Annotated in this window: 12 protein-coding genes; 2 read left to right on the forward strand and 10 right to left on the reverse strand. The window is 59.8% G+C overall.

Translation table 11 applies throughout. The annotated features are described in order from the left end of the window. Nucleotides 1-35: 35 nt before the first annotated feature. The 5 genes from F3H58_RS04465 to cysG form a co-directional block, all read right to left on the reverse strand. The gene (locus F3H58_RS04465) at nt 36-848 is read right to left on the reverse strand and encodes a ferredoxin--NADP reductase (protein WP_149741379.1); all 813 of its coding nucleotides are present in this window, start codon (nt 846-848) and stop codon (nt 36-38) included. Nucleotides 849-994: 146 nt separating this feature from the next. Next, the gene (locus F3H58_RS04470) at nt 995-1,501 is read right to left on the reverse strand and encodes a DUF934 domain-containing protein (protein ID WP_078052953.1); all 507 of its coding nucleotides are present in this window, start codon (nt 1,499-1,501) and stop codon (nt 995-997) included. A gap of 10 nt (nt 1,502-1,511) precedes the next feature. Continuing rightward, nucleotides 1,512-3,182: a nitrite/sulfite reductase gene (locus F3H58_RS04475; RefSeq protein ID WP_149741380.1), complete on the reverse strand. Its 1,671-nt coding sequence runs from the start codon at nt 3,180-3,182 to the stop codon at nt 1,512-1,514. 8 nt (nt 3,183-3,190) lie between these two features. Then, a complete protein-coding gene (locus F3H58_RS04480) occupies nt 3,191-3,505 on the reverse strand; it encodes a DUF2849 domain-containing protein (protein WP_149741381.1) in 315 nt (104 codons plus the stop codon). Then, nucleotides 3,498-4,961, reverse strand: a complete 1,464-nt coding sequence (gene cysG, locus F3H58_RS04485; RefSeq protein WP_149741382.1) for a siroheme synthase CysG — start codon at nt 4,959-4,961, stop codon at nt 3,498-3,500. Before cysG ends, F3H58_RS04480 begins: the two co-directional genes overlap by 8 nt. 218 nt (nt 4,962-5,179) lie before the next feature. Between cysG and F3H58_RS04495 the strand changes: the two genes are divergently transcribed. Continuing rightward, a complete protein-coding gene (locus F3H58_RS04495) occupies nt 5,180-5,812 on the forward strand; it encodes a deaminase (protein ID WP_502706412.1) in 633 nt (210 codons plus the stop codon). Between the two features lie 77 nt (nt 5,813-5,889). Continuing rightward, nucleotides 5,890-6,735 carry a nucleoside triphosphate pyrophosphohydrolase gene (gene mazG, locus F3H58_RS04500; protein WP_035264017.1) on the forward strand — a complete coding sequence of 282 codons (846 nt, stop codon included), beginning with the start codon at nt 5,890-5,892 and terminating at the stop codon, nt 6,733-6,735. A gap of 159 nt (nt 6,736-6,894) precedes the next feature. Here the strand turns inward: mazG and hflX are convergent, their stop codons facing one another. The 5 genes from hflX to F3H58_RS04525 form a co-directional block, all read right to left on the reverse strand. Then, the gene (gene hflX / locus F3H58_RS04505; RefSeq protein WP_188128776.1) at nt 6,895-8,331 is read right to left on the reverse strand and encodes a GTPase HflX; all 1,437 of its coding nucleotides are present in this window, start codon (nt 8,329-8,331) and stop codon (nt 6,895-6,897) included. A 92-nt stretch (nt 8,332-8,423) separates the two neighbouring features. Beyond that, nucleotides 8,424-8,666, reverse strand: coding sequence for an RNA chaperone Hfq (gene hfq / locus F3H58_RS04510; protein ID WP_003496145.1), 243 nt, complete (start codon nt 8,664-8,666; stop codon nt 8,424-8,426). Nucleotides 8,667-8,850: 184 nt separating this feature from the next. Next, on the reverse strand, nt 8,851-10,227 hold the full coding sequence (gene trkA, locus F3H58_RS04515; protein WP_149741385.1) for a Trk system potassium transporter TrkA: 1,377 nt from the start codon (nt 10,225-10,227) through the stop codon (nt 8,851-8,853). A gap of 48 nt (nt 10,228-10,275) precedes the next feature. Continuing rightward, nucleotides 10,276-11,640 carry a nitrogen assimilation response regulator NtrX gene (gene ntrX, locus F3H58_RS04520; RefSeq protein WP_003521348.1) on the reverse strand — a complete coding sequence of 455 codons (1,365 nt, stop codon included), beginning with the start codon at nt 11,638-11,640 and terminating at the stop codon, nt 10,276-10,278. Continuing rightward, the gene (locus tag F3H58_RS04525; RefSeq protein ID WP_003521349.1) at nt 11,630-13,891 is read right to left on the reverse strand and encodes a sensor histidine kinase NtrY-like; all 2,262 of its coding nucleotides are present in this window, start codon (nt 13,889-13,891) and stop codon (nt 11,630-11,632) included. Before F3H58_RS04525 ends, ntrX begins: the two co-directional genes overlap by 11 nt. Nucleotides 13,892-14,029 lie beyond the last annotated feature (138 nt).

A 14,029-nucleotide genomic window follows, 5' to 3' on the forward strand; every position in this document is an offset into this window, starting at 1 on the left:
GACGGCCTCCTGAAATCTCGTAGCATTTTATGGGATCAACCGACGAAAGCGCGCTCGATCACGAATTCGGCAGGCTTGTTGTTGGCGCCTTCGTTCAGGCCGGCCTTTTCCAGAAGCTCCTTGGTGTCCTTCAGCATCGCGGAGGAACCGCAGATCATGCCGCGATCGATTTCGGGATCGAGCGCCGGAACGCCCAGATCCGCAAACAGCTTGCCGTTTTCGATCAGCGTGGTGATGCGGCCCTTGAAGGGATAATCCTCGCGGGTGACGGTCGCATAATGCTTCAGCTTGTCGCCGACGATCTCGTTCAGGAATTCGTGGTTACGGATTTCCTCGACCAGATCGAAGCCGTATTTCAGCTCGGCCACGTCGCGGCAGGTATGTGTGAGGATGACTTCCTCGAACTTCTCATAGGTCTCCGGGTCACGGATCAGGCTCGCGAACGGCGCGATGCCGGTGCCGGTGGAGAACATGTAAAGCCGTCTGCCGGGCGTCAGCGCATCCAGAACCAGCGTGCCTGTCGGCTTCTTGCGCATCAGAACGGTATCGCCGGGCGTGATTGCCTGGAGATGCGACGTCAGCGGGCCGTTCGGAACCTTGATCGAGAAGAATTCCAGTTCCTCGTCCCAGGCAGGGCTGGCGATGGAATAGGCGCGGTAGATCGGCTTGTCGCCGACCGTCAGGCCGATCATGGCGAATTCGCCGGAACGGAAACGGAAGCCGGCCGGGCGCGTCATACGGAAACGGAACAGGTGGTCGGTATAGTGCTCCACCGATAAAACCGTCTCGGCGTAAACACCGTCAGGTATCTTGATCGCGAAATCTTCCGTCTTGGCTGGCGCGTTCATTTCAGGTTCCGTCCATTCTTATTCGATGCGACATTCTCCGACCGGGCAATTATACCATTTTTGCTCCGGTTTGAAGGCATGAGAATGTCAATACTGCCATGTGCGTAGGAAATATGTATCAAAAACTCATATTTCCACGCAACGTGTCATAGAGACGCACGACGACGCCAGCTGTAGGCCTCACCGCCGCTCGCCGGCTTGGCTGTCGGCTGGTAATAAACCGGAATTTCCGGCAGGCGATTTTCGGACAGTCGGCGGATGGCCGTGCCGTTCGTCACTGCAAAGCTGGTGAAGCCGGTACGAAGCATCAGCGGCACCTGATCGATCAGGACGTCGCCAACCGCCCTCACCTCGCCCGCAAAACCGAGACGGCTGCGCAACAGCGAAGCGTGGCTGAACCCGCGACCGTCATTGAAGGCCGGGAAGCTTATGGCGACAAGGTCGATACGGTCGAGGTAGGGTCCGAGCCGCGTCACATCGTCGGCGGGCGTGATCAGAACGCCGAGACCGATATCGTTGCTTTCGGCGGCACGAACCAGAAAATCGGCAAGCGGCAGCACCGGCTTTTGCTCCGCCGTCGCCTTCACTTCTTCCGTTTCGATCAGCCAGGGATCGTTTTCCACGAAGCCGTCGCGGTTCCAGATTTTCGTCATGGCATTCTCCTCAGGCGGCTTCTGCAGCGGAACCGTAGAGCGCATCCTTGAACGGTTGCGGTCCAACGCGGCGATAGGCTTCGAGGAAAATTTCTTCCTTCGAAAGGCGAAGCCCGAGATAGGTGTCGACGATGGTTTCGATGGCGTCGGTGACTTTTTCCGGCTCAAAGCCGCGGCCGATGATTTCACCGATCGAGGTGTTCTCATCGCCCGATCCGCCAAGCGTGATCTGGTAGAGTTCCGCGCCCTTCTTTTCCACACCCAGCAGGCCGATATGGCCGACATGGTGGTGGCCGCAGGCATTGATGCAGCCGGAAATCTTGATCTTCAACTCACCGATTTCCGCCTGACGCTCCGGCGATCCGAAGCGGGTGGAAATTTCCTGCGCCACCGGAATGGAGCGCGCATTGGCGAGCGCGCAATAGTCCAGCCCGGGACAGGCAATGATATCGGTGATCAGCCCGGCATTGGCGGTCGCGAGGCCCGCACCCACCAGCGCGCGATAAACCGGCTCGAGATCGGCCAGCGCCACATGCGGCAGGATGATGTTCTGCTCATGGCTGATACGGATTTCGTCGAAGGCATATTCCGCGGCGATATCGGCGACGAGTTCCATCTGCTCATCGGTAGCATCGCCCGGAATGCCGCCGATCGGCTTCAGCGAGATCGTCACCATGCCGTAATCGGGATGCTTGTGCGGCGCGACGTTCTGCTCGACAAAACGGGCAAAACCTTCATCGGCCCGCTTCCAGCGCGCCAGGCTTTCCCAGCCTTCCGGACGGTCCTTCAGCGCCGGCGGCGCGAAATAAGCGGTGATTGCCGCAATATCGGCATCCGGAAGCTTCAACTCGGTGTTCTTGAGTTCAGCGAATTCGACCTCGACCTGGCGGGCCAGTTCTTCCGCACCGATCTCGTGCACGAGGATCTTGATGCGCGCCTTGTATTTATTGTCGCGGCGGCCGTGCAGGTTATAAACGCGCATGATTGCCGTCGTGTAGGAAAGCAAGTCCTCTTCCGGCAGGAAGTCGCGGATTTTCTTGGCAATCATCGGCGTGCGGCCCTGCCCGCCGCCGACATAGACGGCGAAACCGATCTCACCCTTATCGTTCTTTTTCAGATGCAGGCCGATATCGTGCACCTGAATGGCTGCACGGTCGCGCTCGGCGCCGGTGACGGCGATCTTGAACTTGCGCGGCAGGAAGGAGAATTCCGGGTGAACGGAAGACCACTGACGCAGGATTTCCGCATAGGGACGCGGATCGGCGACCTCATCGGCGGCCGCACCGGCGAAATGATCGGCGGTGACGTTGCGAATGCAGTTGCCGGACGTCTGAAGCGCGTGCATTTCCACGCTCGCCAGTTCAGACAGGATATCCGGCGTATCGGAAAGGCGCGGCCAGTTGTACTGGATGTTCTGGCGGGTGGTGAAGTGGCCATAACCCCGGTCATATTTGCGGGCGATGTGGGCCAGCATCCGCATCTGTTTCGAATTCAGCGTGCCGTAAGGAATGGCGACGCGCAGCATATAGGCGTGCAGCTGAAGATAGACACCGTTCATCAGGCGCAGCGGCTTGAACGCATCCTCGGCCAGTTCGCCGGAAAGGCGGCGCTCGACCTGATCGCGAAACTGCGCCACGCGGCCTTCAACAAATGCGTGATCGAACTCGTCGTAACGGTACATATTCTTCCTCAGACTGCGATGAATGCTGCATCGGCCGGCTTGAAGCCGGTGGCATAGTGCACGGTGGGGCCGGCGGCGCGAATGCGTTCGCGAAGACGCGTCGGCCAAAGCTTGCCGTTCTCTTCGATGACATCGATGACGGCCACATCGACGACCTTGTTGGCGGAAAAATCCCGCTTGCCGATTTCCTCGAACGAGGCGACGGCCTCCGCATGGCGGGCAACGATTGCGCCCTGCAGGTTCTCCGTCCACTCCCCGTTGGCATCGAGCCAGACGGCGATGCCATCGCTCAGGCGGTTGGCGGTCAAAACCTTTTCAGCCATTTACATACTCCCGTTTGAAATCCGCCGGCTGCACTGACGATGCAAGCGCCTCGGACCTGTCAAAATTGGCGCCCGCCACCGCATCGCCGATGATGACCATGACCGGTCCGGTCAGTTCATCGCGATGTTCGAGTTCGGGCAGATCGTTCAGTGTGCCATGCAGCAGGCGGCGATCCGCGCGGCTGGCGTTTTCGATGACGGCAACCGTGGTTTCCACACCCAATCCCGCGTCGATCAGCCGCTTCGCGACCGAAGCAGCAACACTGCGGCCCATATAGACGGCGATGGTGGCGCCGGAAACCGCAAGCCGTGCCCAATCGGGCAGGACATCGCCAGCCAGATCGTGGCCGGTGGTGAAAATCAGCGATGAAGCGACACCGCGCAGCGTCAGCGGCAATTCGAAATCCGCAGCCGCAGCAAAGGCCGAGGTGATGCCGGGCACGATCTCATAGGCAATACCGGCCTCGCGCAGCGCCGCCATTTCTTCGCCCGCCCGGCCATAGACCAGCGGATCACCGGATTTGAGGCGCACGACGCGCTTGCCATCTTTGCCGAGGCGCACCAGCAGGCGGTTGATCTCATCCTGCGATTTGCTGTGGCAGCCCTTGCGTTTGCCGACGGACAGCCGCTCGGCATCGCGGCGCCCCATATCGACAATCGCCCGAGGCACAAGCGCGTCGTAAACGATCACATCGGCTTCCATCAATACGCGCTGCGCGCGCAGCGTCAGCAGATCTTCAGCGCCCGGCCCCGCGCCGACGAGCCAGATACGGCCTTCGCTGCGTTCGGGCGATTGCAGCAGGCGGCCGACGGCCTGACGAGCGGAGAACGTGTCGCCAACAGCGACGGCATCCGCCACCTCACCTGAAAAGAACCGTCGCCAAAAATTGCGCCGCAAGGCGCCCTTCGGCACGTTCTCCTCCGCCGCATCACGATACTGCACGGCAAGGCGCGCAAGCTTTCCAAGCGACGGCGACAGCATCTGGTCGATGCGGGCGCGGATCATCTGGGCGAGAACCGGCCCTGCCCCTTCCGTGCCGATAGCCACGGCGACCGGTGCGCGGGCGACGAGCGCGGGGGTAAAGAAGTCGCAGAATTCCGGCTGATCCACCGCATTGGCGGGGATTTTCGCGGCGCGCGCCACGGTGACGATCTCACGGTCCAGCGCCTCATCGCCGGTAGCGGCGAAGACCAGCGTGGCGCCTTCGATCAATTCGCCGGCGAAAGCCAAAGCCCGATGATCGATGCCGTTTTCGCTGATATAACGGGCAAAATCGGCTTCCGGCTGGTCGGCATAGACAACGATATGTGCGTTGGTGTTGGCGAGAAGCCTCACCTTCGCGAAGGCTTCATCGCCATTTCCGAAAACAGCGACCTGCCGCCCCTCGACCCGGAAGAAAGCGGGGAAGGTTGAAAGGCGGTCGCCAGCAGCGGAAAAATCGTGTTCGTTGTGCATCGGACATATATCCCGCATTGCGGTGCAAGATTGAAGAAACAGAAATTCAAGCCTTTCCGGCACTTGGATTTTTATTTCTCGAAGACCCCGGTTTTGGAGGAAAACAAACCGGCGATGCTTTTCCACACCCGCGCTAGCCCTGAGAATCCCCTCGCAATCCCTTGACAAAGCGGGTCCTCGCGCCGAACAAGGAGCGACCATCGACTGCCGATTTCCCCATGCGAAGACCGCTTTTTCTTAAAGCGGCACGAAGGACTAGACCCTTGACCAACCCCACCCTCGCCGCCCGCCTTCTCGATGTCATCGAACACGATATTCTGCCCTTGACCGCGCGTGGCGTCAGCCTTGGCAACAAGGTTTTCGGTGCGGCGATCCTGCGCAAATCGGACCTGTCGCTGGTGGTCGCCGAGACCAATAACGAGCTGGAAAATCCGCTCTGGCATGGCGAAGTGCACACGCTGAAACGGTTTTACGAGCTGGGCGAAAAGCCGAACACGAAGGAGCTGATTTTTCTCTCCACCCACGAACCCTGCACCATGTGCATGTCCGCCATCACCTGGGCCGGCTTCGATAATTTCTACTCCTTCTTCAGCCACGAGGATTCCCGCGACGCTTTCGCGATCCCTCACGACCTGAAAATCCTCAAGGAAGTTTTCGGGCTGGAACCGGGCGGGTATCGCCGCAACAATGCCTTCTGGAGTTCGTACTTCATTGCCGATCTGGTGGAGGGTGAAGACGATCCGCTGAAGACCACGTTGAAGGCGCAGACGGCCCGCATCAAGGCCGCTTATGACGATCTTTCCACCAGCTACCAGTCATCGAAGAGCGGCAACAACATTCCGTTGAACTAGGGCATTTCCGCAGGACGTGCGTGACGGTTTTCCGTCCCGGCGATGCGCAGAAACAAAGAACGAAGGTTTGAGACACTATGGAAGCCTCGAAGGATATTTCCCGCCTGATCGAGATCATGGAAGCCCTGCGGCAGCCGGAAACCGGTTGCCCTTGGGATGTCGTGCAGACCTTCGAGACGATCAAGCCCTACACCATTGAAGAGGCTTATGAAGTCGCCGACGCCATCGAGCGAAAGGACATGGACGATCTTTGCGAGGAACTGGGCGACCTTCTGCTGCAGGTGGTTTTCCACGCCCGCATTGCCGAAGAGATGGGCGAATTCGCCTTCGGCGACGTCGTGCATGCCGTGACCTCGAAGATGATCCGCCGTCATCCCCATGTCTTCGCCGTATCCGACGCCGACACGCCGGACGGCGTCAAACTGCAATGGGATCGTATCAAGGCGGAAGAAAAACGCGAGCGTGCAGAGCGACGCGCGCGACGTGGTATCACCGAGGATTTCAAGGCCGGCTTTCTGGGCGGCGTACAGCGCAGCCAGCCGGCGCTGACCGAAGCCCTGAAGCTGCAGGAACAGGCAGCGCGTGCCGGTTTCGACTGGTCGAACCCCGCTCCCATTCTCGACAAGATCGAGGAGGAAATCGCCGAACTGCGTGAGGCGCTGGCGGAAGGAAAACCGGAGAAGGTATCGGACGAGCTCGGCGATCTCATTTTTGCCCTCGTCAATATCGGCCGGCATGTCAAAGCCGATCCGGAAGATGCGCTGCGCGGTACGAACACGAAATTCCGCAGACGTTTCAATCACATCGAAACGTCGCTCACCCAAAATGGCGAAACGCTGGAAGAAGCGAGCCTCGAGAGAATGGAAGATCTCTGGCAGGCGGCGAAACGCATCGAACGTTCGCTTGATACGGTTTCGTCTTAGCCCACCGTCACCCCGGATTTAGTCAGGGGTCCAGGGCGATTCAGTCCTTGATCGCAAAAGACTCGTTTTTCACGACGCAGACGCGTCGTGGCTGGATTCCGGCTCAAGGCCGGAATGACGGGGAGAGGTTTTCGCGCCTTGTAATCGTCCCAGGAACGCTTAGCGCTCCCAGTCCTCGCGTTCGCGGATAGTCACTTTACCAAGCTTCCGTTCCAGTTCGGCCGCTTGCGCTTCGGACAGGCGCACATCAAGCGCAACCGATCCATCCTCATGGTCTTCACGACCGTCGACAATGGAATTGCTATAGACCCACGAGATCAACGGCAATTGTTCGACGGAAAGCAACACGGTCGTTTCCGTCAGAACACCGGAAAGACGCTTTGAAATCTCGTCCATCAGGGCATCGACGCCCTCACCCGTGATGGCCGAAACGGCGCGGATATCCGAACGACCTTCGGCGCGCTGCATGATGGCATCATGCGCTTCCGGCTCGAGACGGTCGACCTTGTTCCAGACCTCGATGATGCGCTTTTCCGCTTCCTTCTCGTCGATGCCGAGGTCACCAAGAATACGCAGCACATCCGCAGACTGGGCGGCATTGTCCGGATCGGACATATCGCGCACATGCAGAACGAGATCGGCTTCCAGCACCTCTTCCAGAGTGGCGCGGAAAGCGGCGACCAGATGCGTCGGAAGATCGGAAATGAAACCGACCGTATCGGACAGGATGACGGTGCGGCCATGCGGCAGCTTCATGCGGCGCAAGGTCGGGTCGAGCGTGGCGAACAGCATATCCTCCGCCAGAACGCCGGCGCCGGTGATGCGGTTGAACAGCGTGGATTTGCCGGCATTGGTGTAACCGACCAGCGCGACGATCGGATGCGGCACCTTGCGGCGCTTGGCGCGGTGTAGCTGGCGCGTGCGCACCACCTGCTCCAGCTCGCGCTCCAGCTTGACGATGCGTTCCTGCAAAAGCCGGCGGTCGGCTTCGATCTGGGTTTCACCCGGGCCGCCCATGAAGCCCGCACCGCCGCGCTGGCGTTCAAGGTGGGTCCAGCTTCGGACGAGGCGGCCCTTCTGGTAGTTCAAATGCGCAAGATCGACCTGCAGCGTGCCTTCCTTGGTGGAGGCGCGGCGACCGAAGATTTCAAGGATCAGGCCCGTGCGGTCGATGACCTTGCAATTCCACTGCTTTTCGAGGTTGCGCTGCTGCACCGGGGTCAGCGGATGATCGACGATCACCAGGCCGGAATCGGTCTCGTCGAGAAGATGACCGATTTCTTCGATCTTGCCGGTTCCAAACAGCGTGGCGGGACGCGGCTGGTTCACCGGAACGATGAGACCCTGCGTCACTTCCAGATCGATGGCGAGCGCCAGTCCCTTTGCTTCCTCAAGCTTGGCTTCGACTGAACGGCCGGGGGCAGCCGGGCCGGCAGCCGCGTCGCGCGTTTCGCGCTGCTTGAGGACCGGCACGAGGACAACCGCACGCATGTCGTCGCGGCGCTTTTCCTGCTCCGGAATAATCGATTCATTCGAGGTGTCGCGCGTTGAAATGGGTTCAGCCTTGTCCAGAAAGAGGATTGCGGCCGACCGCATCCGCGCGGGCGGCCATGGGAATTAACCTGACGGCACGGGAAATGTTCCCGGTCCGGGTCAGTCTATGTCGAATATCCGTCGAGGGAGCCCGATCAGGCAGCGCCTTCTTCGCTTTCGAACATCTGCATCGGCTGGCCGGGCATGATGGTGGAGATCGCATGCTTGTAGACAAGCTGCGAATGACCGTCACGGCGCAGAAGCACGCAGAAATTGTCGAAGGAGGTGACAACGCCCGTCAGCTTGACGCCGTTGATCAGGAAAATCGTGAGCGAAATCTTTTGCTTACGAACGGTATTGAGGAAGAGATCCTGAAGGTTTTGAGAACGTTCCGCCATGGCGCCGCTTCTTTCTTTTTTGCCGGCAGGGATACCGGAAAATAATCAATCAATAATAAGCCGGCCGAGTCATGTCCCCCGCTTGGCCGACCTCAAACTCTGGTATCAAATCATGTTCCGTTCCGCAACGGTCAAAACAGCCGAATGAGTACGAGTATTGACCCACATTTTCAATTCGGGACAGTCAAAAATATTGTATCGAAACGCGGAAAAGTTGTTCCACGTCGCGCACGGCATCGGCGGATGCAAACAGAACGACCCGGTCCTTCGCCTTGATTTTCGTGCTGCCATCCGGGCGGATCACCACGCCGTCGCGATAGATCGCCCCGATGCGCACACCGTCGGGCATATCGATGTCGCGGAAGGACTGGCCGACCAGTGGCGACGTCTCCAGCGCTTCCGCCTCGATCACCTCAGCCGAGCCGCGCTGGACGGCATAGACGGAGCGGATTCGGCCCTTGCGCACGTGCTGAAGCACGCGGGAGATCGTCACGGCCCGAGGGTTGATATAGGCATCGAGCCCCAGAGAGCGGGCGACGTCGTGGAACGACGTACTGTTCAAAAGCGCCAGATTCGATTTGCAGCCGAGCTGCTTGGCAATGACCGCGGCCAGAATATTGGTCTGATCGTTATTGGTGAGCGTGACGATCAGATCGGCATCCTGAATATCGGCCTGCATCAGGATTTTCTGGTCGAGCGCCGAGCCGTGCATGACGATGGTATTGCTGAGCTGTTCGGATGCGGCGACCGCCCTGTCGCGGTCCGCCTCGATGATCTTTACCCGCGTTTTCGGTTGCATTTCCTCGATCTTGCGCGCGACGAAGTGGCCGATATTGCCGGCGCCGGCAATCACGATGCGCTGCGCTTCCTGCTCCTCATGGCCAAAAAGGCTTAAGGTGCGGCGGGCGTGCTGGCGCTGGCAGATGACATAGGCAAGGTCGCCCACCCGCAACTGTTCCGAAGAATGCGCCACCTTGAGGACACCATCCCGATACACCCCGACCACCGTGGCGATGAGGTCTGGAAAGAGGCTGGAAAGCTGCTGCAGCGGCGTGTTGATGACCGGGCAATCCTCCATGCATTCGATGGCCAGCATGTAGATCGTGTCGTCGGCGAAACGCACCACATCCGTTGCGCCCGGAAAGGCGATGCGCCGGAGCACCATCTTGCCGACTTCGACTTCAGGCGAAATCGTCACGTCGATGGACATGTTCTCGCGGCTGAAGAGATCGGCATATTCCGGCTTCAAATAGCTCTGGTCGCGGATGCGGGCGATCTTGGTCGGCACGCTGAAAAGCGCATGCGCCACCTCACAGGCGACGATATTGATCTCGTCATGCAAGGTCACGGCAATGATCATGTCGGCCTGGTCGGCGCCGGCCTTGGCCAGCATGTCGGGATGCGCGCCATGGCCGACATAACCGCGCACATCCAGCGTCTCGGTAATGGCGGTGATGAGCGGCGCGGCCGTATCGATCACCGATACTTCATTATCTTCCCGCGACAATTGTTCGGCGATGCCGTAACCCACCTGCCCTGCGCCGCAAATGATGACTTTCATGCTGTCTCTCTGACGGAATAATCGGTTACGGCGAAGCGCCTTCTTTCCTTATACGCCGAGAGATTTCAGTTTGCGATGCAGTGCAGACCGTTCCATGCCGACAAATTCCGCCGTTCGCGAAATATTGCCGCCGAAGCGGTTGATCTGCGCCATCAGATAGTCGCGCTCGAACATTTCACGCGCTTCGCGCAGCGGCAGGGTCATGATGTGCTGATCGCCCTGCGCCGAAATCTTCGGCAGCATGTCGCCAATATCCGACGGCAGCATGTCGGCAGAGATCGGCGCTTCGCCGCCTTCCGGACGGGCGAGAATCATCAGCCGCTCGATATTGTTGCGCAGCTGACGGATATTGCCCGGCCAGTCATGCGTCTGAAGAACGGCCATGGCGTCGTCGCCGATCTTGCGCGGACGGATGCCGGCCTGCTCGGAAATCTGGCGCATGAACATATCGACGAGGAACGGAATATCCTCGCGCCGCTCAGAAAGCGCCGGCACCTTCACCGGCACGACGGCGAGGCGATGATAGAGATCTTCGCGGAACTGGCCTTCGGCAATCAGGCTTTCGAGGTGATGGGCGGTCGAGGAAATGATGCGCACATCCACCTTCACCCGCTTGCCGCCGCCGACGCGCTCGAACTGCTGATCGACCAGCACGCGCAGTATCTTGTTCTGCGTCTCGCGCGGCATTTCGCCGACTTCATCGAGATAAAGCACGCCGCGATGGGCTTCTTCCAGAGCGCCCACCTTGCGCGGCTGCCCAGGCAGGCCTTCCGTTCCGAACAGCGCGATTTCCATGCGGTCCGGTGTGATCGTCGCGGCATTCAGCGCCACGAAGGGCCCGCTCGCACGCGAGGACTTCTTGTGCACCATGCGCGCCACAAGTTCCTTGCCGGAACCGGAGGGGCCGAGGATCATGATGCGGCTGTTGGTGGGCGCAACCCGGTCGATGGTCTGGCGGAGCTGCGACACAGCAAGCGATGCGCCGACGAGTTCAACCGCGTCACCGGTGCGCTTCTTGAGTTCCTGAACCTCGCGCTTCAGCTTGGAGTTTTCCAGCGCCCGTTCGGCGATCAGGATCAGGCGGTCAGCCTTGAACGGCTTTTCAATGAAATCGAACGCGCCGCGCTTGATGGCGTTGACGGCGGTTTCGATATTGCCGTGACCGGAAATCATGACCACCGGGATTTCGGGATGGCGGCTCTTGATCTCATCCAGCAGCGCCAGACCGTCGAGCTTCGAGCCCTGCATCCAGATATCAAGAAAGATCAGACGCGGCACGCGCTCCGAAATGGCGGCCAGCGCACTGTCGCTGTCGAACGCCATGCGGGTCTCGTGGCCCTCGTCGGAAAGAATGCCCGCTACGATTTCGCGAATGTCCGCCTCGTCATCCACGACCAGAATATCAGACGCCATATGCTGCTTCCTTGTTATTTTCGCCGCCGACCGCCTCGATATAGGGCAGCAGCACTCTGATCATGGCGCCGTGGCCGTGATCGAACTCCGGCGGGGCATCGTGGAGTTCCAGATACCCGCCATGCTCTTCGATGATTTTCTTGACGATGGCGAGGCCGAGGCCCGTGCCCTTGTCCCGCATCGTCATATAGGGTTCGAGAATGCGGTGACGGTTCTCGACGGGAAGGCCGCGGCCATTGTCGATGATGTCAGCCACGAAACGCGAATTGGCTTCGTCGAAAGCGGCGCGCACCAGAATTTTACCCGGTCGTTTTTCGCCTTCCACCGCCTCGATGGCTTCCGTCGCATTCTTGATGAGATTGCCGAAGGCCTGACCCAGCATGCGGGCATCGAACATGCCCTCGAGCGGGATATCGCCCAGCTCCGTCGCAAACTTGGTGTCGGCGGCGCTGATTTCCCTCAGGAACGCCGCATCCTTAAGAATCGCCCGCAGGTCCGACTTTTCCTTCGTCGGCTTCGGCATGCGCGCAAAAGCGGAGAATTCATCCACCATCCGGCCGATATCGCCGACCTGCCGGACGATGGTGTCCGTACACTGGTCGAAGACGGCGCGGTCGCTCTCGTCGATCTGCTTGCCGAAACGGCGTTTGATACGCTCGGCGGAAAGCTGGATTGGCGTCAACGGGTTCTTGATTTCATGCGCGATGCGGCGCGCCACATCCGACCATGCGGTCGAACGCTGGGCGATGACGAGATCGGTGATGTCGTCGAGGGTGATGACGTAGCTGTCACGGCTGTCGCGGGCGTCCTCACGGGTCACCTGAACATTCAGCGTCCGTTCCTTGCCCCGCCGCATGATGTTGATCTGCTTGCGGAAATTGCCGCGTGACCAGGTATTGGCCTCGTTGACGACCTGCTCGATCTCGGGCGCGATCTCCGACAGTTGCGCGCCGATAAGCTGCTCGGATGTCTGCGCCAGGAATTCTTCGCCCGACGGATTGACGATGGTGATCCTGCGGTTCTCATCGACACCGATGACGGCGGCGGTAACACCTGACAGCACGGCCTCGATGAAGCGGCGGCGATCATCAATATCGTCCTTGGCCTCGATGATCTGTTCCTGCTGGCTGCGCAGTTCGGAGACCATCTTGTTGAAGGTGCGCGACAGTCGCCCGACGTCGCCATCGACCGCACGGACAGGAACCAGCACATGCATGTTGCCGGTGGCGACACTGTCTGCCGCACTGATGAGGAGACGGATAGGCCGCACGATACGGTCGGCCACCGCAATCGCCGTCCAGATGGCGGCGAGAAGCACGATCAGTGCGAAACCGAGATAAAGGATCGCAAAGGCGATCTGCAGCGGCGCGCGGCCTGCCTCCATCGCCTTGTATTCCGCGCGGTTCTCTTCCATCAGCCGCATCGCGCTCATCACCTTGGGATCGACGGCGCGCACCGTGTAAAGGAAGGTGCCGCTGATGCCTTCGAGCTTGATAATGGCGCCGACGAGGTTGGTGATACCGGGCGGTATCAGCGTCGGCTGGCCGGCGGCCGCCTTTTCAAGCGCGTCATGCGGTATGGCGGGAAGCGGTTTTTCGGTCTTGATGTCGGCCTGAGCAACGGCGTCGCCGTCCTCCTGCACCAGAAACGCGCCGAGAAGGCCGCGCCCCTTGGCCTGACGGGTCATCAGATCGACGAAGCCGGTGCGATCCAGATAAAAAAGCGCACGGTTGCGGTCGAGGTCGGTTGCCATCGACAGGGTCTGACCCTGAAGATAACCGGCATTCTCCATCATATAGGCTTGGGCGATATTGCTCGATGAATCGACGATCGACTGCGTGCGCAGCGAAAACCAGCGGTCTAGACCGACATTCAGCGTCAGACTGGCGAAGATGGCGACGAGCACGGCAGGCGTGATCGCCACGATGGAGAAAAGCACGACGATGCGGACATGCAGACGCGCCGCCGCCCTGCCCTTTTTACGCGCTTTCAGCAGCCGGTTGATTTCGCGCCCGATGAGGAAGATCAGGCCGATCACGAAGATCGAATTGATGACGACGGAGGCGATGACGACGTTCGATGTCGGCGCGATTGGCGTGACACCCAGAAGCACGAACAGGGTGAGGATGGCGCAAACGAGAGCGACGCCGGCGAGCACCAGCCCCGGCAAAGCGAAAGACATCCTGCGATCGGCAACCACCATGCCCGCTGCTTCATCGGCAACGGCGTTTTCGGCGGCGGGTTTCCGCATGCACTACTCCCAATCGCTGGCCAGCCAGCACCACATTTCTGAAGTCAGGTAAGACGCGCCTCAGACCGGCGAATCTCTTTCCTTCCTAGTGTTTTTCAAGCAACACAATGTGGCGAAAGTGCAACGACAAATGCGACC

Source organism: Rhizobium sp. NFACC06-2 (assembly GCF_900101425.1).
GTDB lineage: Bacteria > Pseudomonadota > Alphaproteobacteria > Rhizobiales > Rhizobiaceae > Agrobacterium > Agrobacterium leguminum.